This is a genomic window from Thiocystis minor (assembly GCF_016653465.1).
Taxonomy (GTDB): domain Bacteria; phylum Pseudomonadota; class Gammaproteobacteria; order Chromatiales; family Chromatiaceae; genus Chromatium; species Chromatium minus.
This window is the reverse complement of sequence record NZ_NHSQ01000071.1, coordinates 1-23,917: the sequence shown is the minus strand read 5'-3', so window position 1 is coordinate 23,917 and position 23,917 is coordinate 1. Positions and strand designations below refer to the sequence as shown.

The 23,917-nt window shown below is 64.6% G+C and carries 21 protein-coding genes; 7 read left to right on the top strand and 14 right to left on the bottom strand.

Annotated elements, in window-relative coordinates; genetic code table 11:
- Positions 1-34: 34 nt before the first annotated feature.
- Positions 35-715 (bottom strand): response regulator transcription factor, encoded by a 681-nt coding sequence (locus tag CCR95_RS09505; protein ID WP_201093834.1) that lies wholly within the window; start codon positions 713-715, stop codon positions 35-37.
- A complete protein-coding gene (locus CCR95_RS09500) occupies positions 705-2,129 on the bottom strand; it encodes a sensor histidine kinase (protein WP_201093833.1) in 1,425 nt (474 codons plus the stop codon). Before CCR95_RS09500 ends, CCR95_RS09505 begins: the two co-directional genes overlap by 11 nt.
- A gap of 581 nt (positions 2,130-2,710) precedes the next feature.
- On the opposite strand from CCR95_RS09500, the gene CCR95_RS09495 reads away from it, so the two are divergent.
- Positions 2,711-3,916, top strand: coding sequence for an Lcl domain-containing protein (locus CCR95_RS09495; RefSeq protein ID WP_242523155.1), 1,206 nt, complete (start codon positions 2,711-2,713; stop codon positions 3,914-3,916).
- A gap of 239 nt (positions 3,917-4,155) precedes the next feature.
- On the opposite strand, the gene CCR95_RS09490 is transcribed toward CCR95_RS09495, so the two are convergent.
- From CCR95_RS09490 to coaBC, 4 genes are read right to left on the bottom strand one after another with little or no spacing between them, the layout of a single operon-like run.
- Positions 4,156-4,371, bottom strand: coding sequence for a hypothetical protein (locus CCR95_RS09490; protein WP_201093829.1), 216 nt, complete (start codon positions 4,369-4,371; stop codon positions 4,156-4,158).
- Positions 4,346-4,648 (bottom strand): hypothetical protein, encoded by a 303-nt coding sequence (locus tag CCR95_RS09485; protein WP_201093827.1) that lies wholly within the window; start codon positions 4,646-4,648, stop codon positions 4,346-4,348. Before CCR95_RS09485 ends, CCR95_RS09490 begins: the two co-directional genes overlap by 26 nt.
- Before the next feature lie 51 nt (positions 4,649-4,699).
- The gene (gene dut / locus CCR95_RS09480) at positions 4,700-5,158 is read right to left on the bottom strand and encodes a dUTP diphosphatase (RefSeq protein WP_201093825.1); all 459 of its coding nucleotides are present in this window, start codon (positions 5,156-5,158) and stop codon (positions 4,700-4,702) included.
- Positions 5,142-6,353 carry a bifunctional phosphopantothenoylcysteine decarboxylase/phosphopantothenate--cysteine ligase CoaBC gene (gene coaBC / locus CCR95_RS09475; protein ID WP_201093823.1) on the bottom strand — a complete coding sequence of 404 codons (1,212 nt, stop codon included), beginning with the start codon at positions 6,351-6,353 and terminating at the stop codon, positions 5,142-5,144. The genes dut and coaBC overlap by 17 nt, the downstream gene beginning before the upstream one ends.
- Before the next feature lie 59 nt (positions 6,354-6,412).
- Between coaBC and radC the strand changes: the two genes are divergently transcribed.
- Positions 6,413-7,087: a RadC family protein gene (gene radC, locus CCR95_RS09470; RefSeq protein ID WP_201093821.1), complete on the top strand. Its 675-nt coding sequence runs from the start codon at positions 6,413-6,415 to the stop codon at positions 7,085-7,087.
- Positions 7,088-7,215: 128 nt separating this feature from the next.
- Here radC and CCR95_RS09465 read toward each other — a convergent pair whose 3' ends face one another.
- The 6 genes from CCR95_RS09465 to CCR95_RS09440 form a co-directional block, all read right to left on the bottom strand.
- Positions 7,216-8,034, bottom strand: a complete 819-nt coding sequence (locus CCR95_RS09465) for a flagellin N-terminal helical domain-containing protein (RefSeq protein WP_201093818.1) — start codon at positions 8,032-8,034, stop codon at positions 7,216-7,218.
- Between the two features lie 234 nt (positions 8,035-8,268).
- Positions 8,269-8,517, bottom strand: coding sequence for a BrnA antitoxin family protein (locus CCR95_RS09460; protein ID WP_201093816.1), 249 nt, complete (start codon positions 8,515-8,517; stop codon positions 8,269-8,271).
- 3 nt (positions 8,518-8,520) lie between these two features.
- Positions 8,521-8,790, bottom strand: a complete 270-nt coding sequence (locus CCR95_RS09455) for a BrnT family toxin (protein ID WP_201093814.1) — start codon at positions 8,788-8,790, stop codon at positions 8,521-8,523.
- An 85-nt stretch (positions 8,791-8,875) separates the two neighbouring features.
- A complete protein-coding gene (locus CCR95_RS09450; RefSeq protein ID WP_201093812.1) occupies positions 8,876-9,214 on the bottom strand; it encodes a hypothetical protein in 339 nt (112 codons plus the stop codon).
- Positions 9,187-9,657, bottom strand: coding sequence for a hypothetical protein (locus CCR95_RS09445; RefSeq protein ID WP_201093810.1), 471 nt, complete (start codon positions 9,655-9,657; stop codon positions 9,187-9,189). The genes CCR95_RS09450 and CCR95_RS09445 overlap by 28 nt, the downstream gene beginning before the upstream one ends.
- Positions 9,654-13,022 (bottom strand): Eco57I restriction-modification methylase domain-containing protein, encoded by a 3,369-nt coding sequence (locus CCR95_RS09440; protein ID WP_201093808.1) that lies wholly within the window; start codon positions 13,020-13,022, stop codon positions 9,654-9,656. Before CCR95_RS09440 ends, CCR95_RS09445 begins: the two co-directional genes overlap by 4 nt.
- Positions 13,023-13,585: 563 nt before the next feature.
- Between CCR95_RS09440 and CCR95_RS09435 the strand changes: the two genes are divergently transcribed.
- From CCR95_RS09435 to rpmG, 4 genes are all read left to right on the top strand, one after another.
- On the top strand, positions 13,586-14,872 hold the full coding sequence (locus CCR95_RS09435) for an efflux RND transporter periplasmic adaptor subunit (protein WP_201093807.1): 1,287 nt from the start codon (positions 13,586-13,588) through the stop codon (positions 14,870-14,872).
- A 4-nt stretch (positions 14,873-14,876) separates the two neighbouring features.
- Positions 14,877-18,245: an efflux RND transporter permease subunit gene (locus CCR95_RS09430; RefSeq protein WP_201093806.1), complete on the top strand. Its 3,369-nt coding sequence runs from the start codon at positions 14,877-14,879 to the stop codon at positions 18,243-18,245.
- A 127-nt stretch (positions 18,246-18,372) separates the two neighbouring features.
- The gene (gene rpmB / locus CCR95_RS09425) at positions 18,373-18,609 is read left to right on the top strand and encodes a 50S ribosomal protein L28 (RefSeq protein WP_201093805.1); all 237 of its coding nucleotides are present in this window, start codon (positions 18,373-18,375) and stop codon (positions 18,607-18,609) included.
- 15 nt (positions 18,610-18,624) lie between these two features.
- Entirely contained in the window at positions 18,625-18,792 is a 168-nt protein-coding gene (gene rpmG, locus CCR95_RS09420) for a 50S ribosomal protein L33 (protein WP_007193702.1), read from the top strand.
- Between the two features lie 128 nt (positions 18,793-18,920).
- Here rpmG and CCR95_RS09415 read toward each other — a convergent pair whose 3' ends face one another.
- Both CCR95_RS09415 and CCR95_RS09410 read right to left on the bottom strand, forming a co-directional pair.
- The gene (locus CCR95_RS09415) at positions 18,921-20,108 is read right to left on the bottom strand and encodes a DesA family fatty acid desaturase (RefSeq protein WP_201093804.1); all 1,188 of its coding nucleotides are present in this window, start codon (positions 20,106-20,108) and stop codon (positions 18,921-18,923) included.
- Positions 20,109-20,225: 117 nt separating this feature from the next.
- Positions 20,226-22,619 carry a penicillin acylase family protein gene (locus tag CCR95_RS09410; protein ID WP_338115373.1) on the bottom strand — a complete coding sequence of 798 codons (2,394 nt, stop codon included), beginning with the start codon at positions 22,617-22,619 and terminating at the stop codon, positions 20,226-20,228.
- Positions 22,620-22,767: 148 nt separating this feature from the next.
- On the opposite strand from CCR95_RS09410, the gene hemF reads away from it, so the two are divergent.
- Positions 22,768-23,694: an oxygen-dependent coproporphyrinogen oxidase gene (gene hemF, locus CCR95_RS09405; RefSeq protein ID WP_201093802.1), complete on the top strand. Its 927-nt coding sequence runs from the start codon at positions 22,768-22,770 to the stop codon at positions 23,692-23,694.
- Positions 23,695-23,917: the final 223 nt, after the last annotated feature.

The following is a 23,917-nucleotide window of genomic DNA, read 5'->3' as shown; positions in this document are numbered from 1 at the left end:
CGTGTTGGCTCTCGTCAAAACTGCAACAGAATGATCAATAGATGAATTCATCGACGATGCGAACGAGTTCAGGCAGGGTCGCGACCCCCAGTTTCTCCATCGCCCGCTGGCGATAGAGTTTGACGGTGCGCTCGGCGATGGCGATGTCCTGACTGATCTCGTAATTCGTCTGACCTTGCGCCACCCGACGCAAGACCGCCCGCTCCCGTTCGGTTAGCGTGGCGAGACGCGCCGTGAGGTTAGCGCGGCGCATGCGGTCGAGTTGGCCTTGCCGGTCCACCGCCAGCGCCCTGGCGACGACGGCCAGCAGCGCCTCGGTCTCGATCGGCTTGATGAGAAAGTCCAAGGCCCCGGCATGCAAGCCGGTGACCGCCTCCTCGGCACCGCTGCTGCCGCTGATGAGAATCAGCGGCGTGTTCTCGTCTTGCGCCAGTTGGCGTTGCAATTCCAGTCCGTCCATCTCGGGCATGCTCACATCGCACAGCAGACAGCACGGCCCTGGAAACTGGGGGCGGTTTTCATGCAATACCGCGAGAAAAGCCGGAGCTGAAGAATACGTCTCGCAGGCGTAGCCCTCAAGCGTGAACAGAAAGCCGAATGCGGTGAGGATCTCGGCATCATCATCGATCACCAGAATCCGCCCGCGCGCACAACGCGCGGCGAGTGCCTGATCGCTTGTCGTCACGATCTGGCGCGGGCGGGGATTATCCGGCATCGACCGGCAGCGCGGGCAGACTCAGTTCGACCAGGGCACCGCCGTCCGCCGCATTCGTGATGGTCAAGGTGCCGCCGTGCTGTTCGGCGATGGTCTGCGAAAGTGACAGCCCCATGCCCAGCCCAGTGGCCTTCGTGGTGAAAAACGGCTCGCCGACGCGCGCGCGCGTCTCCGGCGTCAGGCCCGGCCCCGTATCCTGGACACGCAGGATGGCACGCCCGCCCGCGTCGCTCAGACCGATGCGGATGTCGCGTCGCTCGACGGTGGCGAGCGCCTCAATGGCATTGCGCAGAACATTGATCAAAATCTGCGACAACTGGATCGGATCGCCCATGACCCGCAACGGCGGCGCGTTCGGCTCCAGGATCAGCGTCACCCGCTGCGCGCGCGCCTCGGCGGCGATGAGTTTGACCACCTCGGGCACGAGCTGATCGAACGCGAGCGGTTCGCACTGCGTCGTCCGCGGGCGGATGAAGCCGCGAATGCGCTCGATGATCTGACTGGCGCGCTGGGTGTTATGGACGATCCGGTCGAGCATATCGCGCGTTGGCGCGGCAGCGTCGGATGGGGTGCGCGGCAGACTACGCAGCGCAGTCTGGGCGTTGGTCAGGATCGCGGTGAGCGGCTGGTTCAGTTCGTGCCCGAGCGAGGCGGACATGGTGCCGAGACAACGCTGGCGGTCGAGCTGGGTGAGCTGCTCGCTCAGTCGCTGGTTCTCCTCCGCCCGCGCCTGGGCGGCGGCGGCGGCCAGCTTGTCGCGGATCGATTGTTCCAAGGCGATGCCCAGATAACCGATGTTGGTGAAAATGACAGAAATGAGTGCGGCGAAGATCAGGAAAAAAGCATTGATCTCGCGGGTCAGGATAGTGGTCTCGACCAACCCCAAGGCGACACTGGACAGACGCCACACGTAGGTGATCGCCAGCAGTGCGTAGGCCCCGGCAATCCAGAAGGCGCCAAGCGACCCCTGTCGACGTCCCAGACGCCAGGCCCACCCGACGACCCGCAGACTCATGAAGCCGAACATCAGGACCGCAAAATGGAAGGGCAACTGATTATCGACGGTGAACTGCCGCAGGCATTCATACACGACAGTAAAGGCCAGCATCCCCAGCAGGAGACGTGGGTAAGATTCCGGCTCGCCCAACTCCAGCCGCAGCGACTGGGTGCGCATCGCCAGGGCGACGAACATCAGGACGTTGGCCGCCGTGAAACTCAAGAGTTCAGGCACCACACCGCGCAGGGCGAACAGGATTGTCGAGACGCCGACGAACAGGCCGCCGCCGCACCAGAAGGCCAGCCCGGTCAGGGGTTGATTCGCCCGCTGGCGGCTGAGGACGCCCCACAAGGCAACGGCGATGATGAGATTGAGCAAACCGATCGACAGAAAGCCCGTGCGGGCATCGAAAATCATCGTGATGGTCCTGGTCCCATTCAGTGCAACAAAGATTTAACGTAAATTTTTGTCGATCTTGCCCTTTAGGGCAATTGTGGCGATCCGTCAAACCGCTAACATCTTCCGCCAAAGACGCCGGGGTTCCAACCAGGAAACCCGCCGCTCTACCACTGGCGATCAAATAAGGGGTATCCATGATGAAGGGATCGATCAACCTAATCCAACGCGCCGGCGGCGCGGCGGCCTGTCTCGGGTGGCTCTGCGTGGGACAGGCGCAAGCGGCGGACTATACGGCCTGCTACGTGAGAGCCACGGGTGCGGTACGCATGGTGAGTGCTACAACAAGTTGCAAATCCACTGAAATCAAAATCTCTTGGAATCGAGTGGGGCCGATAGGTCCGCAAGGTCCGAAGGGTAGCGCGGGCGCGACCGGCCCAGCGGGGGCGCGGGGTGCGACAGGCCCGCAAGGTCCGAAGGGTAACGCGGGCGCGACCGGACCTGCGGGGGTGCGGGGTGCGACAGGCCCAATAGGTCCGCAAGGTTTGAAGGGTAACGCGGGTGCGACTGGACCTGCGGGGACGCCGGGTGCGGCCGGCCCGATGGGGCCGCAAGGTCTGAAGGGCGACACGGGGACGGTCGGTCCAGTGGGCGCGACGGGTGTGGCCGGCCCGGTGGGGCCGCAAGGTCTGAAAGGCGACGCGGGCGCGACCGGCCCAGCGGGGGCAACCGGCTCGACAGGTTCGCAAGGTCTGAAGGGCGACACGGGGACGGTCGGTCCAGCGGGCGCGACGGGTGCGGCAGGCCCGGTGGGGTCGCAAGGTCCGAAGGGCGACACGGGGACGGCCGGACCAGCCGGTACGACAGGTGCGGCAGGTCCGGTGGGGCCGCAAGGTTTAAAGGGCGACACGGGGACGGTCGGTCCAGCGGGCGCGACGGGTGCGGCAGGCCCGGTGGGGTCGCAAGGTCCGAAGGGCGACACGGGGACGGTCGGTCCAGAGGGTGCGACAGGCCCGCGAGGGCTGAAGGGCGACGCGGGCGCGAATGGAAGAACGCTCTGGAATGGCTTTGGACCGCCGCAAGCCAACATCGGGGTCGCGGGCGATTTCTATCTGGATACACAGGCTCACCATCTCCATGGCCCCATGAAGGAGGCTGGTTGGCAGACTACCACTTATGTGTCAGTCATTGGCCCTCAGGGCGTGCCAGGGCCGGCAGGGCCATCGGACACTGCGGCCGTCGCGGCCTTGGCATCCGAGCTGGACGACATCCACGCGACGATCTGCACCCTGAGCATGTACGCCGGCGTGCCGGTGTCGCAGCAGCCGCCCGATTGCGATCAGACCCAATCACGTTACCAGCCCATGGGCACCAACGGCGAGATCATCAAGGATCTGGTGACCGGGCTGGAATGGCAGCGGTGCAGCGTTGGCCAAACCTGGGATGCGGCCAACCAGAACTGCGGCGGGACCGCCGCAACCTATGACTGGAACACAGCCAAAGACTTAACGACCGACGGCGGCTTCCGCATCCCGACCAAAGACGAACTCAAGACCCTGGTCTACTGCTCCAGTTGGACGCCGGTCAGGATTGGCATGACTGACGATTTCACAAGCTGTCCCGGAAGCTATGACAGTCCGACCATTGTGTCCTGGGCGTTTCCCGACACGGAGGAAGTTTATTGGTCGGGTTCTTTGTACACGCCCAATCCGGCCGGCGCCTGGTTCGTGCATTTCGACAATGGCAGCACCGACGCCTACTTCCAGGACGTCGACCTCCACGTTCGTCTCGTGCGTAGCGGACAGTGACTTTGACCCTTTTGCGTCATCCGTCTCGTCAACCCGTCTCCGGTTCGCGCCGGGGCGCCCAACCGGCACCCTGTCCGGTTGGGCGCCAGGGTCGTTGGGTGCGCTGAACGTGCCACCCGCATTCTTGGCGATCTTTGCGCCTTTGCGGTTCGACAATGGGTAGTGCCCTGATCGGTAGGATGCCAGCCCGACGCAGGAGCCCGCTGGCGGGCGACTTGCAGGGGACCGGACACCCGAAATCAGCCGTCTCCTCGATCCTGCGACCGCATGAGATCGATCGCACCGATCTCCTCCACAAGAAAAGTGCCGTGGTCGAATTCCAATTCGCCTCTCAGGATCGCCACGGTTGCACCGCGACGAACCACGACCAGGGTCGAGCGCCGGATGGCGGCAAACCGGCTGCCGAGTCGGTAGATGAACGCCTCGTAATCAGCGAGAGACCGGAATGGATTCATGGCGGGCGGTACGTTCCATCAGCTCGACATAGCTCTTAACCTGCGCGGACCGGAGCAAGCGCCGACTCTCGTCGCCGAATAATGCCAGCCGCTCCTGAAGAATCCGATAGGAGGCGGCCCATTCGCTCCAGTCCAGAACCCATGACGAGTCCGCCGGTTCTTCGCCATTGCGATAGGCGTCGTAGAACATCTCGGTGGGGACGCCGTATTTGCGTTCGAAAACGAGTAGGTCTTCGCGCATGGCATGGATGTCGCGCAATACATCGTCCAGGGTCATTTGGTTTACCTCTATTGCGAGTTCTCATTTTGCGGTTCGACAATCGATCGATTACCGCGTGCCGGTATGCCCAAACCCACCCTCGCCGCGCGATGAGGTCTCGAACGACTCGACTAGCTCCAGTTCGGCGCGCAGCACCGGCACCAGCACCAGTTGGGCGATGCGTTCGCCGATCTCGATCCGAAAGGTCGCATCGCCCCGGTTCCAGCAGGACACCAGCAGCGGTCCCTGATAGTCCGAATCGATCAGACCCACCAGATTGCCGAGCACGATGCCATGTCGATGACCGAGCCCGGAGCGAGGCAGGATCATCCCGGCGACGCCCGGTTCGGCGATATGCACCGCCATGCCGGTCGGCAGCAGTTCGCACCCCCCAGGCGGCAGATCCAGCGGCGTCTCCAGCATCGCCCGCAGGTCGAGCCCGGCCGAGCCCTCGGTCGCGTAGTGCGGCAGCGGAAACTCGCGGCCCAGCCGCGGATCGAGAATTTTGACCTCAAGTCGATGCAACATGGCGCTCCAGATAGCGTTCGGCGATCAGCGTGGCCAGCTCCCGCGCGAGCCGGGTCTTGGGCATCATGGGCAGGTCGCGGCGCCCGCCGTCCCAGAACACCGTCAGCGCGTTCTCGTCGCGCTCGAATCCGCCCTGCTCGCCGCCGACCCGATTGGCGGCGATCATATCCAGCCCCTTGGCGGCCAGTTTGGCGAGCGCATGCTCTTCGACCGCATCGGTCTCGGCCGCGAAACCGACGGTGAAGGGCGGCAGCGTTAGGGCCGCGACCTCAGCGAGGATATCCGGATTGCGCACCAAACGTAGCGTCAACGCCTCGGCATCCTTCTTGATCTTCCGGTCGGACGGCTCGGCTGGCCGATAATCCGCGACCGCGGCGGTCGCCACGAAGAGATCGCAGGACGCGACCTGTTCCATGACCGCCGCCCGCATCTCCAGCGCCGTTTCGACCTGGGTCGACTCGGCGACCTTTGGCACGGGCAGCGCGGTCGGTCCGCTGACCAGCACCACTTCCGCACCCAGATGGCCCAGGGCCGACGCCAGCGCATAACCCATGCGGCCCGAACTGCGATTGCCCAGATAACGCACCGGATCCAGCGGCTCGCGGGTCGGTCCGGCGGTCAGCAGCACGCGCGTCCCCGTCAGCAGACGTTTGGCCAACGGACGCATCGCCTCGGCAATCTCCAGGGGCTCCAGCATGCGCCCTGGTCCCACATCGCCGCACGCCTGATCGCCCTCGGCTGGCCCCAGGATGCGCGCCCCGCGCTCGCGCAGGATTTGCAGATTCTCCTGCGTCGCCGGATGACGCCACATGTGCTGATTCATCGCCGGCGCCAGGCACAACGGCGCCTCGGTGGCCAGGGCCAGGGTCGTCAGCAGATCGTCGGCGATGCCGGCGGCCAGACGCGCCATGAGGTCGGCGGTGGCGGGCGCGATCAGCAGCCAATCCGCCCAACGCGCCAGTTCGATATGGCTCATGCCCGCCTCGGCGGCGGGGTCGAGCAGCGTGGTGCGAACCGGATAGCCGGAGACGGCCTGAAACGTCAGCGGCGTGACGAGGGCGGTCGCCGCGTGCGTCATGACCACGCGAACCTCGAAACCGCGCTCCTTCAGGCGGCGCACGAGATCCACGGACTTGTAGGCGGAGATCCCGCCACCGATCCCGAGGAGCAACCGCGAATCCTGGTGTTGATCCATTGGCGTTTCGTGTATTCTAGGCTGACATGAAAGGCGCAAGTGTAGCCGAAGGAGGATGCATGGCAATCAAGGACTGGCCGGAAGGCGAGCGGCCACGGGAAAAACTGCTGGAACGAGGCGCCGCGGCACTCTCCGACGCCGAACTGCTGGCGATTTTTCTGCGCACCGGGATCCCCGGCAAGAGCGCGGTGGATCTGGCCCGCGATCTTCTGAAGGAGTTCAGCGGTCTCGCCGGGCTACTGGCCGCCGATCAACGGCGTTTCTGCGAGGGGAAAGGGCTGGGAGCAGCTAAGTTCGCCCAGTTACAAGCCGTGCTCGAACTCAGCCGCCGGTATCTCATGACGCGCATTAACGGCCAGGACGTGCTGACCAGCCCGGAGGCGACCCGCGACTATCTGAAGATGCGGCTTTATGGCTCGCCACACGAGATCTTCGCCTGTCTGTTTCTCGACAACCGCCATCGCGTCATCTGTTTCGAGGAGCTGTTTCGCGGCACCATCGACGGCGCGAGCGTACATCCGCGCGAGGTTCTGCGGCGGGTTCTGGAGACCAACGCCGCCGCCGTGATCTTCGCGCACAATCATCCCTCCGGCATTGCCGAGCCCAGCCAGGCGGACCTGCGGATCACGCAACGGCTCAAGACGATGCTCGAACTGATCGATGTCCGGGTGCTCGATCACGTCATCGTCGGCGATGGCGACGGCGTGTCGTTCGCCGAGCGGGGGTTGTTGTGATGGGCCATGCGCCAAGGCGCTGCGGGATTCGGGCGCGGTTTAGAACCATCGACCTGGACTTGATCCAGGTCGGTTTGGGATGCCAAGTCCCGGTCGACGGAATCTCCGGGCGAAAGCCCGAAGCGGCATCAAGCCAGTAACTGCGAGACGAACTGGGAAGAGATGTTATTGGCCTGGCCGAGCATGGCGATGTGCGCCTGACTCTGGATGAGGTTGCGGCTCTGCTCCGCCGTCACGCGCGCGTAGTCGGCATCCTGGATGCGGCTCCGGGCCGCCGCTGTGTTGACGTTGCCCTGCTCCAAATTGCGAATGCTGGCGTCGAAGCGGTTCTGGGCGGCGCCCAACTCTCCCTGTATCCCGCTAAGATAGTCGCTGCTCTGGTCCAGCACCTTGAGTGCGCTGGCGGCGCCGGCGGCGGTGGAAAGGTCGATGCTGTCGAAGCCAAAGGCGTTCATCTGTCCCTGGAGGTCGCGGGTGTTAACGGTCATGGAATCGTTCGCCCTGGCGCTCGCCTGGAGCGTCACATCGCCTTCCTGCGTGAGTAACTGAACTCCATTGAACGCGGTGCCTTCGATGTCCTGGGCGATCTGCTCCTGCAACGTGCTGGCCTCGGCCTGAAGGGCGGCGCGATCCGAGTCGGAGAGCGTGCCGTTCATGCTCTGGAGGCTCAGATCGCGGATCCGCTGCACGGCGTCGCTGATTTGGCTGACCCCAGCCTCCGCCGTCTGCACCATCGAAATCCCGTCGCTGAGATTGCGAACCCCCTGCGTATCTCCGGTCAGTTGGGCGGCAAACTGCGAGATGAGCGCCAGTCCGGCGGCATCGTCGGCGGCGCTGTTGACCCGCTTGCCCGAAGCCAGGCGTTCCTGCGTCGTCTCCAGGGCACCCTGATTTCGGTTGAGGAGGCTCTGCGCGCCCAGCGCCATCTGATTGTTGATCCCCACCATCGCGGTCACCTTCCATCAATTGATTGACATGAAGAATTATAGGAGAAAGAGCCATCCGTCGAAACGCACGATGCGCAGCGATTGTGGCAACGATGATGGATCGCGCCCGGATCAAGCGCCCCGTCATTCCCGGCAACGGCTGGGACGAGGGCCGCCTCGTCCGCCGCCTGTTCGTAGACGGCGCGCAGATCCTCCGGGAGCAGATGGGCGGCTTCGCAAATACACATCCAACCCTCACGCGGCCTTGAGTACCTCATTCAATACGCGGCGCAGAGTTTCCACGGTGAGCGGCGCCGATTCAGGTGAGAGGGTGGCCCGCAGCGTCTCGTTGATCAGGGTTTGATAGCCCTTGCCGCTGTGTGCCGCCCGCTCCCGGAACGCGGCAAGAACATCGTCGTCCAGAAAGAGTGTGATACGAGTCTTGCCCGTGGTTCCCAGCACCGCGCCGCGTGTGCCTTTGGAAAAATCATACTCGTCTTCCATTGCCTAGCCCTCTTGGTAGGTGCGCCGCTCGTGAGGCTCAGCCAAGCGCGCGGATAACAGCCGGATATCATCCGGATCCCGGTAGTGGTAGGCCACGACCAGCAGACGACCCAAGCCATCCAGGCCAAGCGTCACAAAGCGCTCCTCGGCATGGTCGCGATCCTCGACGGTGATGGCACGGTCATCGTAGAAAACACCCTCGACATCGGCCAGATCGATCCGGTGCTTTCGACGGTTGATGGCATTCTTGGCGGGGGCGTAGGTGACGTTCATCGTCTCAGAGTATACGGACGATATCTGTATGCGTGCGACGCTTGGGCATCCGGTGCGGATTCGCGCAGTCGGATTTCCCGGCCAATCAAGCCGCCTCGTCCGCCGCCTGTTCGTAGACGGCGCGCAGATGCTCCGGGAGCAGATGGGCGGGATAGGTCCGGTTGCGCAGCTTGCCGATGTGCCACCACCAGTGGGCGAGCGGACGCGAGGCATCGTCCTCCAGCAGTCCCGGATTGATGTACTCGTTGACTTGAGTGGCCTCGATGACGATTTCGTCAAGCTCGCGCACATCTTGGGATTGCGCCACAGCTTCGCTCAAGGCGTCACGCGCCGCTCGCAGGCCAAGACCCTCGCCGTCGAGCGAGAATTGATACTCGGCGTATTCCTGATAGCGCATCAGCGGATCAAGTCGCTTAACGTCCATAAAGCCTCTCCAAAGTCGTCGTTCAAATTGGGATACAGACTGACGCGCGTCCCATCCGGGTCGAGAATCGCAATCCATCCCTCGCGGACTGAACGGACCTGATAACGCACGCCATGACTCCGATAGACGCGGGCATGCGGGTCATTGAGCACGCGCGCAAACAGCGCATCGAAGGCGTCCAGGTCGGGAATTGGGCGCCCGTCGCGATACTTTCTCTGCATGTAGTGTAGCTCGCGACTATCCACCCGGCCGGGGTTCTGACGGGTCCGTCGGAGAACGTCGGCGACTTCGGGCGTGTCCCGGTACGCGTCCAGGCGCAGCAGCGTCCTCTCGGTTCCTTTCTTGTTTCTGTTGAGATTTTTCATCCGCCACCGGGAATGGTCGCGGGCATGTTGCAAGGTCTCCCGCGCCGCCTCCTTCGCTGAATGCGGCTCTTCGCTCATCGCGCGCCCGGCATCCGCGGCGGTGCGGTGCGCCACAGCAGGTCGATCTCCGCGTCGGTGAGCCGGTACGCCTGGATGACCAGATCGGACATCCGCCGCTCCAGGGTGCGCAATTCGGCGGCGCGAGCCTGCTCGGCGGTGGCGTAGTGGCGGTGGGTGTCGGTCAGCTCGGCCAGGGTCTTGGGGGTGAGACGGGGCGCGCCCTTGGGGCGGCGTTTGCGCACCTCGGCGGCGAACGCCTCGCCGGTCAGGTCGGCGAAGGTCTCCAGACGCTGGCCGGGCTTCTCCACACCCAATTCCAGACGCAGCCAGGTCAGCAGTTCGCGGGATTCCTGCTGGGTGAGGCGCGTCAGCTCCAGGGCGGCGGCGGCCCGTTCCTCGACCTCGCGGCGGAGTTCGGGGGGCGGATCGGCGATCGGCAGGGTCTCCATGCGGAAGCCGGCCGGGTTCAGTGCCTCGTCCTTCATGTGCGGCAGATAGCGCCAGTTGTGCCACCAGAGGAGCGGGGAGTTGAGGACGGCAAGCAGGTAGTGATCCGAAGTTGGCAACAGGAAGACTTTGTTGTTGCCGTAGAGCGCACCATCGGAGAAGGCGTACTGGGGGTGGAACTGGATCTCTTGGTAAAGGATTTTCGGTCGCTCAAAACTCTCCCAATACTCGACGCTGTCCTGAATCTCGTACCAAGCATAGCGGCCCGGTTTCCTCCCAGACCAGTCGCCATCCTTGGCTGCGTCCCAATCGCCCGGCCTTGGCTCAAGTCGCTCGCGGAAGCGTTCCAGATGCGCCCGGATCGACGGATAGGCATCGATCTCAAAACCACGACGCGCAAAGATCATCCAGAGCCCCTGCCAATCCGGCACCCAGCGCCCGATGTCCTGCCCACGCAGATAAGGCTTGATAATACTGGCGCAGCCCGGATCGTCGCGGATCAACTCGGCGCGGGTCGTCTCGTCGATCAGAAAGGCTTCGTTGAATCCAGTCAAAACACCGCGATACGGCTTGACCCCCAAGAACTCGGCCAGCGGCACCCCGCGCTCGCGCAGCCGGCCCATCAGATCCTCGACCTCGGGCGGCTCCAGGCTCCAGGGTTCGGCGCCGTAGCGCGACCAGGGGATCGGATAGCCGTGCTCATGGACATAGTTGTCCAGCGACAGCTCGGCCGGACGGTCGCGCGGGATCGGGCAGACCCGTACCAACGCTGGCTCCGGCGCGGGCTCGGGGGCGCGGTGGCGGGCGACCAGGATGCAGGGGAAGGTGTCGGCGTCCTCGAAAATGGGCGCGTGGCCGAAATCGAGCATTTCCTCGATTTCAGCGCGCGCGGCGAACAGCCGGCGCAGTGGCTCGCCATAGCCGGCGCGTAGCCATTTGTTGGTGACGATGTCGCTCAACTTGCCCTGGGGCGCAAGCAGTTCCAGGCCGCGCTCGTAGAAATAGACATAGAGATCGGCGACCCCGTGATAGCTGGCGTAGCGCGCGGCCAGATAGGGTTTGAGCGGGCCGAGCGCTTCCTGGCGCACGTAAGGCGGATTGCCGACGACGATGTCGAAGCCGCCCTGGGCCATGACCTCGGGAAAGGCGGCGTGCCAGTCGAAGGCGCGGGTGTCCGCCGGCAGTTTGGCGAAGGCGTCGACGAGGGCGGGCGGGGCGTCCGGCGGCGGCGGCTCCACCAGCGAGTTGCCGCAGCGGATGTTGGCGTCGAGGTTGTTGAGCGGCTTGTCCTGGCGCGCGGTCTTGAGCCAGAGACTGAGCTTGGTGATCTCCACCGACTCGGGATTGAGGTCCACGCCGAAGAGGTTGTCTTGCAGAATCTGGCGGTTCAGGTCGAACAGCCCCAACTGCGCGGGCGTCCCTTGCAGTTCGGCGATGGCGCGGTTGACCCGCTCGTATTCGCCGATCAGAAAATCGAAGGCGGCGACCAGAAAGGCCCCGGAGCCGCACGCCAGATCCAGCACCTTGATCCGGCCCAGCACCTCAAGCAGATCGACCCAGACCTTCAGGCGGGTCTCGTTCGACAGCGGGCCGGGCTTGCCGGTGCGGTGACGGGTCTCGATCTCGGCGTGACGCTCGGCGAGCCAGCCGCCGATGGTGCGCGAGACCATGAAGCGGGTGATCGGCTCCGGGGTGTAGAAGATGCCGTCGCGCTTGCGCCGCGAGCGCTGCCGGTCCACGTTCTCGCCGCGAATCTCGGCGCGCAACGACTCCAGGTCGCTGATCGACTGCTCGAAGATGTGCCCGAGGATGTTGACGTTGAGATCGGTCTCGAAGTCGTAACCGGCAAGGGCCGCGATGCCATTCAGACCCGCGTCGGCCACCCGCAGGGCGTCGAGCGCGGGATCCGCGGCGAAGAGTCCGCCGTTGTAGGCGTTGATGCGCAGGGGCGGATGACCCTGGTCGACGGCGCGGAAGAGGCCGCACAACTGCTGCCAGCGCGAGACCGGGACGAAGCCCTCGCTTTTGGTGCCGAGCGCCTGCTGGAGCACTTTGGGTGGCAGGAGTCCGGTGTCCTCGCAGACGCAGATAAAGAGACAGCGATCGAGGATCTTTTGGGTCAACTCCAGGAGACGGACGCCATGCACATCCGTCTCCCGGTCGACGGGCGGCGGGTTGTCGCGGCGTAACTGATCGAAGAGATCCAGGCGCAGATCGCGATAGACGACATAAAACGCCTTGCCGATGCGCTCCTCTTCGACATGGGTGTGGGTGGCCAGACGCTCGACCGCGCTCTCGCTGTCCGGCGTGGTTCCGAATAGGTTTTCGCGGCCGAGCAGGAACAGGAAGGTGTGCAGATGCTCGGGGTCGGCGAGCGCGCCCAGGTCGAAACGCTGACAATAGCCCTGGCCGCGATCGGTGCGATAAAGACGCAGCTCGATGAAGTTGCCGACCAGCACCCAGCGGCAGCCGTCGACCCTGGCGGCATAGCCGAACGCCTGCTCGACCGGAGTGAGCCGCCCATAGCCCGCCGCCTGCCGGGCGTCCAGATCGGCGCCGGGGGATTTCAGTTCCAGCACGGCGCGGGGGCGCTCGATGACCGCGCCCGAACCCGTACCGGGGCCGTACCAACCGAGCCGCGCATCCGGCGGACGATAGCCCTTGACCGCCTTGGAACTGGTCTCGGGTTCCAGATGGTGGAGCCCATCGGCACCGACGATCTGCCGATAGCCGAGCAGGCGGTCGATGATCTGGCTCAGGAATTGACCCTGGAGCGGCTTTTCCTTCTGGCCGAGCAGCGCGCCCGTGCCGGCGCTCGCGGCCCAACCGGCGACGATGCGGCGCTGTTCCTCGTCGAGGACGGGGGTGAATCCGCGTTGCGCTTCGTCCAGCAGGCGGCGGTTGAAGAGCGGCTTGAAGTGGTCCGTGCTGGGCATTCCGTGCGGTGCTCCCGTGGGTTGGTGTTCCAAAAAGATTTTCATTGCACGCGAGGATGACAATGCGTTGCAGACGCTTCCGCTCGTCCCTATCTTTTTGACTATGAAGATTTCGCGACGCCCGTCGACCACGCTCCTGGTACTCTGTCTACTCGTACTGCAGATACAGGTCTGGGCGTCCGCCGATCTGAACTGCCGGCATGAGGCTGATGTCAACGGAAAGTCAACGGCGGTTTGTCGCCAGCACCATCCGAGCCGCGCGATCCCGGAGCCGGCGTATCCCAAGAGTTTCGATTGTCACAAGTGCGCCCTGCACTGCCTAGTCACCATCGCCGTACCGATGGGATCTCCTCCCATGATCGTCCAGCGATGCGGCTCACACACCCTTGCTGCTGGCTCGGAACGCCACTTCTACCAATTCGTCCCCGGGATCCCCGAGCGACCTCCGCGCGCCTGACGTCCTTGCGAACGACGCCTTATGATCGCGGCCGCGTGCCGCGACCAACCCTTGACGCTCGCCCGCGCGGCGAAAGCATCGCGGCGCGGCTCCGCAGGAGACGCTCATGTCGATATCCCCCATCGCCCGTCCCGGTGCGTGCCTTGCCTGGGCCGCTGCCTTGGCGCTCATCTCCGCTGCCCTGACCGGTTGCGACAGGCCGACGACCCAGGACGGTAAAACCTCTGACGGCACCGCCCAGCCTCCCGCTCGGGAGACGGCGCTGGAGCACGCCGCCCAGCACCTCGATCCCACCTATGTCTGCCCCATGCATCCTCAGATCGTGCGGGACCAACCGGGAACCTGCCCCATCTGCGGCATGAATCTGGTCGAAAAGCGGATGACCCCGAAGCCCGCGTCTCCAACGCTCGACTCCCACCCCGAGGTCGCGCTCAGCGGCACCATCGTTCAAAACCTGGGCGTGCGCACCGCCAAGGTGGAGCGTGGCGCCCTGCGCCGGGAGGTGCGCGCCGTCGGCCGGGTCACCTACGACGAGACCCGTCTCGCGCATATTCATCCGCGCGCGGCGGGCTGGATCGAGGGATTGAGCCTGCGCGCCGAGGGCGAGCCCGTCAAGGAAGGCCAGACGCTCGCGGACTTCTACGCCCCGGACATCCTCTCCGCGCAAGTGGACTTTCTGATCGCCCTGGAACGACGCGGCGACGGAGTCCCCAAGGTCGACCCGGACAAGGCGCGCAACCTCTTGCGCCTCTTAGGTGTGCCCGAAACCGTGATCCGCGACATCGAGAAGACCCGTCAGACCCGCAATACCATCCCGGTGGTGGCCCCGACGGATGGGATTGTCACTAATATGATGGCCCGCGAGGGCATGTACGTGACGCCGGAGAGCGAGATGTTCACCATCGCCGCCCTGGCGGACGTCTGGGTCATGGTCGACGTCTTCGAGCATCAGATCGCCTGGGTCAAGCCCGGCATGACGGCCGCGATGCGGGTGCCGGCCTATCCGGGGCGAACCTGGACGGGCGTGGTGGATTATCTCTACCCGGACCTGGATCCCCAGACCCGCAGCCTGCGGGTGCGCTTGGTCTTCCCGAATCCGAAATTCGATCTTAAGCCCAATATGTTCGCGGATGTCGTCATTGCGGGCGGCCCAATGAACGACGTGCTCAAGATCCCACGCGACGCCCTGATCGTGACCGGTCGGCGCGAGAGCGTGGTCAAGGCGCTCGGCGAAGGGCGCTTCCAGCCGGTCGACGTCGTGACCGGGATGCAGGCCGAGGGGCACATCGAGGTTCTCTCGGGTCTGGCGCTCGGCGACGCGGTCGTCGTCTCCGGCCAGTTCCTGATCGACTCCGAGTCGAGCCTCCAGGCCAGCTTCCGGCGGATGCGGTGAGCCCATGGACAAGGTCATCGAATGGTCGATCCGCAACCGCTTCCTGGTTCTGCTCGCGACTCTGATTCTCACCGGCTGGGGGATCCTCGCGGTCCGCCAAACCCCGCTGGACGCCCTCCCGGACCTCTCCGACGTGCAGGTCATCATCCGCACCAGCTTCCCCGGCCAATCGCCGCGGGTGGTCGAGGACCAGGTCACCTACCCCATCACCACCACCATGCTGGCGGTGCCGGGGGCGCAGACGGTGCGCGGCTATTCCTTCTTCGGCGACTCCTACGTCTATGTCATCTTCAAGGATGGCACGGACCTCTACTGGGCGCGCTCGCGGGTGCTGGAATATCTGAACCAGGCGGCCTCGCGCCTGCCCGCGGGCGTGAGCCCGCGGCTGGGGCCGGATGCCACCGGGGTCGGCTGGGTCTTCAGCTACGCCCTGGTGGACCGCAGCGGCCGGCACGACCTGGCCCAGTTGCGCAGCCTCCAGGACTGGTTCCTCAAATTCGAACTGCAGACCGTCTCCGGCGTGGCCGAGGTCGCCTCCGTGGGCGGCATGGTGCGTCAGTACCAGGTCGTTGCCGACCCGGAGAAACTGCGCGCCTACGGCATCCCATTATCCAAGCTGTCGAACGCCATCCGCAACGCCAACCAGGAGGTCGGCGGCTCGGTCGTGGAGCTGGCGGAGGCCGAGTACATGATCCGTACTCGCGGCTATCTTCAATCGGTCGCCGATATCGAGACGATTCCGGTCGAGGTGACCTCCGAGGGAACGCCGCTGCTGCTGCGCGACCTGGCGCGGATCCAGATCGGCCCCGAAATGCGCCGCGCGGTCGCGGACCTCGACGGCGAGGGCGAGGTCGCGGGCGGGATCGTCGTCATGCGCTACGGAGAAAACGCGCTGAGCACCAGCGCGGCGGTCAAGGACAAGCTGGACCAGCTCGCCCAGGGACTGCCCGAGGGCGTCGAGATCGTCACGACTTACGACCGCTCGGCACTCATCCTGCGGGCGGTAGACAACCTTAAGGACAAGCTGCTGGAGGAATTTGTCGTCGTCGCCCTGGTGTGTCTGGTCTTCCTGTTCCACCTGCGCTCGGCCTTCGTCGCCATCGTCAGCCTGCCGCTCGGGATTCTGACCGCCTTCATCGTGATGCAGCACCAGGGGATCAACGCCAACATCATGTCGCTGGGCGGGATCGCGATCGCCATCGGAGCCATGGTCGACGCGGCCATCGTCATGATCGAAAACGCCCACAAACATCTGGAGCGCTATCGCCGCACTCATGGCGAGGCCCCAAGCGGCGAGGTGCATTGGCGCGTCATCGCTCAGGCCGCGGTCGAGGTGGGACCGGCGCTTTTCTTTTCGCTGCTCATCATCACCCTGAGCTTTCTTCCCGTCTTCGCATTGGAGGCACAGGAGGGGCGGCTGTTCGCGCCGCTTGCCTTCACCAAGACCTATGCCATGGCCGCGGCGGCGGGGCTGTCGGTCACCCTGGTGCCGGTGCTCATGGGCTATTTCATCCGTGGGCGCATCCCGAGCGAGGACAAGAACCCCCTGAGCCGCGCGCTGATCTGGGTCTACCGCCCGTTGCTGCGGGGCGTGCTGGCGGCGCCGCGGACGACCATCCTGGCGTCGCTGGCCATCGTGCTCAGTCTGCTGCTGCCGCTCTACGGTGTCGGCGGCCTGCTCGCGCCGTTGAAGTGGCCCTTCCAGGCGGCCAGCCTGGTGCGCGAAGACGCAGGCACGGCGAGAGTTCTGGACCGCATCGATGACTGGCAGGACGAGCTGACGGACACCTGGCGCAACCTGACGGGAGGCGTGCCTTGGCTCCACCGGCTGGGCACCGGGCTCGGCTCGGAATTCATGCCCGAGCTCGACGAGGGCGATCTTATGTACATGCCGACGACCTTGCCGGGACTCTCCATCGGCAAGGCGCAGGAGTTGCTGCAGCAGACCGACCGCTTGATCGCCTCGCTGCCCGAGGTCGCGCGGGTCTTCGGCAAGATCGGCCGAGCCGACACGGCCACCGATCCGGCGCCCCTGACCATGATCGAGACGGTCATCCAGCTCAAGCCGCGCGATGAATGGCGGCCCGGCCTGACGCTCGCGGGGCTGATCGAGGAATTGGACGCCACCCTGGATCTCCCCGGCGTGACCAATGCCTGGGTGATGCCCATCAAAACCCGCATCGACATGCTCGCCACCGGCATCAAGACCCCGGTCGGAATCAAGGTGGCGGGGCCAAGCCTGGAGGAAATCGAGCGCATCGGTCAGGCCATCGAACGCGTGGTGCGGGAGGTGCCGGGCACCGTCTCGGTGTTCTCCGAGCGGGTCGCCGGCGGGCGCTATATCGAGATCCGCCCGGATCGGGTGGCGGCGGCGCGGGTCGGGCTCAATATTTCGGACATCAACGCCCTGGTCGCCGCCGCCGTGGGCGGTATCAATATCACCCAGACCGTCGAGGGACTGGAGCGCTACCCGGTCAATCTGCGCTTCCCGCGCGAGGAGCGCGACGACGTGCAGAAGCTGCGCGCGCTGCCGATCGTGACGCCAACCGGCGCCCAAATCCCGCTGGACCAGATCGCCGCGGTCGAGATCGTCGACGGCCCGCCCATGCTCAAAAGCGAGAATGCCCGGCTCAACGGCTGGACCTTCGTCGACATCCGCGGAGTCGATGTGGGGAGCTACGTCGCCACCGCCCAGGCCCGGGTGCGCGAGCAGGTCCAGCTCCCGCCGGGCTATTCCATCACCTGGTCGGGTCAGTACGAGTACATGCTGCGTGTCAAGGAGCGATTGATCCAGGTCGTCCCTTTCACCCTGCTCATCATCTTCGTGCTGCTCTATCTGATCTTCCGCCGGCTCGGCGAGGTGTGGCTGGTGATGCTCTCACTGCCCTTCTCCCTGGTCGGCGGCTTCTGGCTGATCGCGTTCCTGGGCTATCACCTGTCGGTCGCGGTGGCGGTCGGCTTCATCGCGCTGGCGGGGGTCGCGGCCGAATTCGGCGTGGTGATGCTGGTCTATCTCGACAACGCGCTCAAGGAGCGGCGCGAACGGGGCGCGCTGCGCGATCCGGGCGATCTCAAGGCTGCCATCATGGAAGGCGCAGTGCTGCGGGTACGGCCCAAAGCAATGACGGTCGCGGTCATCATCGCCGGCCTGCTGCCGATCATGTTCGGACAGGGGACGGGCTCGGAGGTGATGCGCCGCATCGCCGCGCCCATGATCGGCGGGATGCTGACCGCGCCCCTGCTCAGCCTCTTCGTCATCCCGGCCATCTATCTGGTGTGGCGGCGGCGGGAGCTGGCGCCGCGGACGACGCCCGGCGCGGAACCGAGTGTGGAGCTGGCCGGCAACACCGGCCAGCCTGAGCCGGGCGCCTAAAACGGATGCGAACCGACTCCGCCACAAATCGTAATACAAGCTGGGCTTGCGCTGCATTCAATCCGCTGATAGCATTCCGCTTCTTTCTGTACCGAATCACTCTCGCCGACTTGTAGGGATTCCCGCCATGTCCAAGGTATGCCAGGTTACCGGTAAACGTCCCCTCACCGGCAACAACGTCTCGCACGCGAACAACAAGACCAAACGCCGCTTTCTGCCGAATCTCCACGACCACCGCTTCTGGGTCGCCGCCGAGAAACGCTTCGTGAAGCTGCGCGTCTCCGCCAACGGGATGCGTATCATCGACAAGAAAGGGATCGACACCGTGCTCGGCGAAATCCGCGCCCGCGGCGAACGGGTCTAACCGGAGGATTTATCCATGGCCAAGGCAGCACGCGACAAGATCCGCCTCAACTCCAGCGCCGGTACCGGTCATTTCTATACGACCACCAAGAATAAGCGCAATCAGCCGGGCAAGATGGAGATCAAAAAATTCGATCCCGTCATCCGCCAGCATGTGATGTATAAGGAAGGCAAGATCAAATAGCTTGATCCTTCCGCTGATCGTGGCTGGACTGAAGGCTTGCCGCGACAAGAAAACCCGCTAAAGGCGGGTTTTCTGTTTTTGATCCTGAATGGCGGTTTGCGTGCGGCCCGTCCATGCTCGGGCAAACCCTATACCGCGGGCGTTCCCTGCAACGCAAAGCCCCGCAGATTGCGGGAAAAGCGTTCCAGCGCCTCGATACCGCTGGCCTCGGCCTGCTGACACCAGTCCTGCAAGGCGGTCAGCAGTGCCTCCTGAGATGACGCCTGACGATCCCAGACCTCTTGGAGACGCTCTCGGAACTGATAGACGATGGCCAGTGTCCGATGCCGCGCCAGCAGTTGTTCCAGACGCTCCCTGGCACCAGCGTCGAGCCACTTCCCCTCCTTGACCAGCAAACGCTGGGCGCTTCGAACCAGATGTCGGCAATGCTCCGCGTCACGGCACAAGGCGTCCCGCGAAACCGGTCGCATGACCTCTTTGCCATAGCGAGCAAACACATGCATCCGGCTCAGGATCACGGCGCGCAGGGTCTCCATATCCAGTTGCTGTTTCCCCGCGATGACCCGCGGCTGGGGCGCGATCCGGCGGATGTGGGCCAGACGCAGGGCGCTGAGGATCCGGATATACAGCCAGCCGATGTCGAATTCCCACCACTGCGAGGAAAGACGTGCCGAACTCGGATAGGCGTGATGGTTGTTGTGCAGTTCCTCGCCGCCGATCAGGATGCCCCAGGGGAGGAAATTGGTCGAGGCGTCTGGCGACTCGTAGCTGCGATAGCCGTAATAATGCCCAACGCCATTGACGACACCGGCGGCCCATACCGGAATCCACAGCATCTGCACCGCCCACACCACCAGACCATAAAGGCCGAACAACGCCAGATCGAGGATCAGCATCAGACCCAACCCCTGCCAGCGGAAGCGGCTGTAGACCTGGCGTTCCAGCCAGTCGTTGGGAGCGCCCTGGCCATAGCGCTCCACCGTTGACCGATCGGCGGCGGCCTCGGCGTAGAGTTCGGCCCCCTCGGTCAAGACCTTGCGCAGCCCCAGCACCCGCGGGCTATGCGGATCCTCGGCCGTTTCGCATTTGGCGTGATGACGGCGATGCACCGCCACCCATTCGCGGGTCACCATGCCGGTGGTCAGCCACAGCCAGAATCGAAAAAAATGCGCCACGATGGGATGCAGTTCGAGTGCGCGATGAGCCTGCGCCCGGTGCAGATAAATGGTCACGCCAGCGATGGTGATATGCGTCAGAACGAGGGTGAAAAGCACTGCCTGCCAGAGGCTGACATCGAGAATGCCGTAGAGAGTCATCGAAATTCCTATGGAGAAAAAAGGATGCTCGGGTAAATTTCCCCAGCCATCTATAGACCCATTCCGATCGGAATGGTTTGGACCGTTCGTCGCCTGATCGCGAATGGCCGGCCAAATTCAATCGAGCGGCATCAACAGGAGCTGGCCCACAACATTGCCATCGACCGGTCCGTTCCAGGGCCAGGGATGACTGTCTCCCGCCAGCCAGTCATCGAGCTGATCGGTCCGATAGGGCGAAAAGCGGTGTCCCGATTGGCCGAGCGGGAGAGTGCCGCGGGTCTGCGTCCAGTCCGCCGGGGTCGCGACCACGCGCATGGAGGGCGCGAACAGGGCCTGCTCGGGCTTCAGCGGCGTTGCCTTCATGACATTGACGGTATCCGTGCCGCCAGCCACCCCAATGGGACCGACGCTGAACCAGGGTCCGAGGACAGGCAGCTTGTCGAAGGCGTGCGGAAAGGTCAGGGTGCGGATCCGCTCCAGAGGCGCCTTGCCCGAGACCCCCGAGCGGGACTTCAGGTCCGCCGTTGCCGCCAGGATCGCCCGCGCCCAGATCTCGGCTGGGGTTTCGATCATGGGTGTCGTGGCATCGTCCCAGAAGCTGGACTGGCCGGAGCGCAGCGTCTCCTGCAGGGGGTTGTAGGCGACCATGGCCATCTCCATCAGTGCTGCCAGATCCTCGCCCAGTTCATCTCCGTAGAGCGCCTCGAACAGCGCCGGTTCCAGCAGGATGAACAAGGCCGCCGAAGGACTGTCGCCATCCATGACGCCGTTCCAGTCGAGCAGAGAGTCGCTGGCGATGTCCCAGGCGCGCGCGTCGACCGCCCGCAGCTCCATCTCGATCCGACGCAGCGACCGCTGCATCAGACGCGCCTGAAGACTCAGGCGATCGCGCTGAATGTCGGCCATGGACGCGGGCGTCAGCGGCGGCGATCCAGCGAGCAGTTCGGCGATTCGCTGGGCGCGGTAGGGCGCCATCCAGGCGCGACTGACCGCGACCGGATAATCCGCCGGAATGGTGCGATTGTTGGCGGTGATCAAGGCGCCGCCAGTGGGATCGGTCTGGGCGGGGTTAAGACGTTGCGGGACGAATCCCCGCCAGGCGTACTCCGGCAGCCAACCCGGCGAAGGGAATGCTCCGGAACCCTTGCCTCGCTTCGGCAGCAGACCCGTAACCTGCCAGGCAATCCCCCCGTCGCGATGGGCCAGCATCAGATTCAACGCGACCTGTCGGAATCCGGTCGAGGCCTCGCGCGCCTCGCTCAGGGTGCGGGACCGCGCGAGCCGGTGGATGGCCGCAAAGCTCAGATCCGGCAGATCGTTGTTCTGTCGCAGCGCCAGCAGATCGGCGGTGTCCAGGCCGGGCAGATCCATGGGACTGTCGGTCGCGTCGCCCAGAATTCCATTGACGATGACCCCGTGCGAGGTGCGACGAACCGCCAGCTCGACCGGTTCCGCGTCCTTGACGGGAATGCGCTCGATGCGGGATAGGATCGGCTCCGGGTCGCTTCCCGCGCGCTCCACCCGACCATCCGGCGTGGCGCGTTCGACAAAGAGATCCTGCGTGTCGGCGATCGCACTCGTGAAACCCCAGGCGAGGTGCTCGTTGTGGCCGATCAGAACCAAGGGCACGCCCGGCAGGGTCACGCCCGACAGATGCAGCTCGGGAGCGATCAACTCCAACTCATACCAGATCCCCGGCATGGACGGGGCCAGATGGGGATCGTTGGCGAGCATGGCCGCCCCGGTCGCGGTGCGCGATCCGTTCGCGACCCAGGCGTTGCTGGCGGCGCCGGGGATCGGCAGCCCGAAACGCGCCGGCAGCCGACAGGCCGAATCCAACGAAGGAGCCTCCGTCAGGCTCTTGCGCGACGGGCTCGGGGACAGATACCGGACCAGTTCAGGAGAGACATCGGGGGCGGGAATCCCCTCGTCGGTCGGGAACAATTCGCGCGCCCGCGCGGGACCGATCCGCGCCGCCAGACGCAGAAAGGTCAGCTCGGCGCGCAGGTTGAACGACTGGGTCCAGGCCATGTAGCCGCCAATGACCAAGCTGTCCTCCGGCTGCCAGGGTGCGGGCGCGAAACCGGCAATCCGATATTCCAGCGGCAACCGCGCGCGCGCCTCGTTCCGATAGGCATTCACCCCGGCCGCATAGGCCGCAAGCAAGTCGCGGTCGGACGCCTCCAGGCTTTCCAGCGTCCGCCGGGCCTCGTGGGCGAGTCCGACGGTCCGAAAAAAACGATCCGCCGGGAGCGCATCCGCGCCAAACACCTCGGCCAGACGACCGCTGGCCAGTCGGCGCAGCGTATCCATCTGCCACAGGCGCTCGGAGGCGACGACATAGCCCTGGGCGAACAGCAGATCCTGGAGATTATCCGCCGCGATGGTCGGCACCGCATGCGGCCCGAAACCGACGCGCACCGGGCTCGTCAAGCCGGTCAGGGTCAACGTGCCGCTGTAGACCGGCTCGGCCCGCCTGGCAAGCCAGTACAGACTCGCGGCGCCGGTCACGGCAAGGATCAACAAGATGGATAAGACCCGGATAAGGACGCGGCGCGGCATTAGCGTTTGAACTCTTGGTTGGTTGAACCGAGATAAGGATTCGTTCGGAACGTCCCTATCTTCTCACGATTGCCAGCTCTCCAAGGAGGTTCCCGCGATGCCGAATCAACCCGATACCGAGTCCGTCAAACACTATCTGATGGCGCTACAGAACCAAATCCGCGATGCCCTGCACGACACCGATGGCGGCGCGGGCTTCCGGGAGGATGCCTGGGAGCGTCCGGATGGCGGTGGCGGTCGCACTCGCGTGATGCGCGACGGCCTGGTCTTCGAGCAGTGCGGGATCAATTTCTCGCATGTCTTCGGGGAACGGCTCCCGCCGTCCGCCAGTGCCCGCCGGCCCGAGCTAGCCGGGCGGCGCTTCGAGGCCATGGGCGTCTCGCTGGTCGCGCACCCCTGGAATCCCTATGTCCCCACGTCGCATCTCAACGTGCGCTTTTTCATCGCCGAAAAAGCCGGGGCGGAGCCGGTTTGGTGGTTCGGCGGCGGCTTCGATCTCACGCCCTACTATGGCTTCGAGGAGGACGTGGTGCACTGGCACCGCAACGCGCGCGCGATTTGCGAGCCTTTTGGCGAGGATCTCTATCCGCGCCTGAAACGCGGCTGCGACGAGTATTTTTTCCTGAAGCACCGCAACGAGCCCCGCGGCGTCGGCGGACTCTTTTTCGATGACTTCGATCAGGGCGGGTTCGATCACAGCTTCGCCTTCCTGCACGCGATCGGCGATGGCTACCTGCCGGGCTATCTCCCCATCGTGCAGCGTCGTTGGGCCACCACCTATGGCGAGCGCGAACGCGCCTTTCAGAAATACCGCCGCGGACGCTATGTCGAGTTCAATCTGCTCTATGATCGTGGAACCTTCTTCGGACTCCAGTCGGGCGGGCGCACCGAATCCATTCTCGTCTCCATGCCGCCCGAGGTTAGTTGGCGCTATGACTTCCGGCCTGAACCAGATAGCCCCGAGGCGGAACTCTATGAGCGTTTTCTCGTCCCTCAAGACTGGCTAAACGATCAATCCAGATAAAAACGCCTTTCTGACAGGAACAATCGATGTCCGACCATCAAGAACGAAACCGAGAAGCCGCCCGGTCGTCGCGAGGAAACGCGATACTCTCCTGGCGTAAGCGTTCTGACCCACTGCTCTGCTGACTAGGCAGCAACCGCCGCTGGCAGGATCGGAGCCGGATGCCCTTGGCGGCGCTCGGTCATCACCTCGGCGATGTAGTTCCAGGGTGACAGCCCACGCT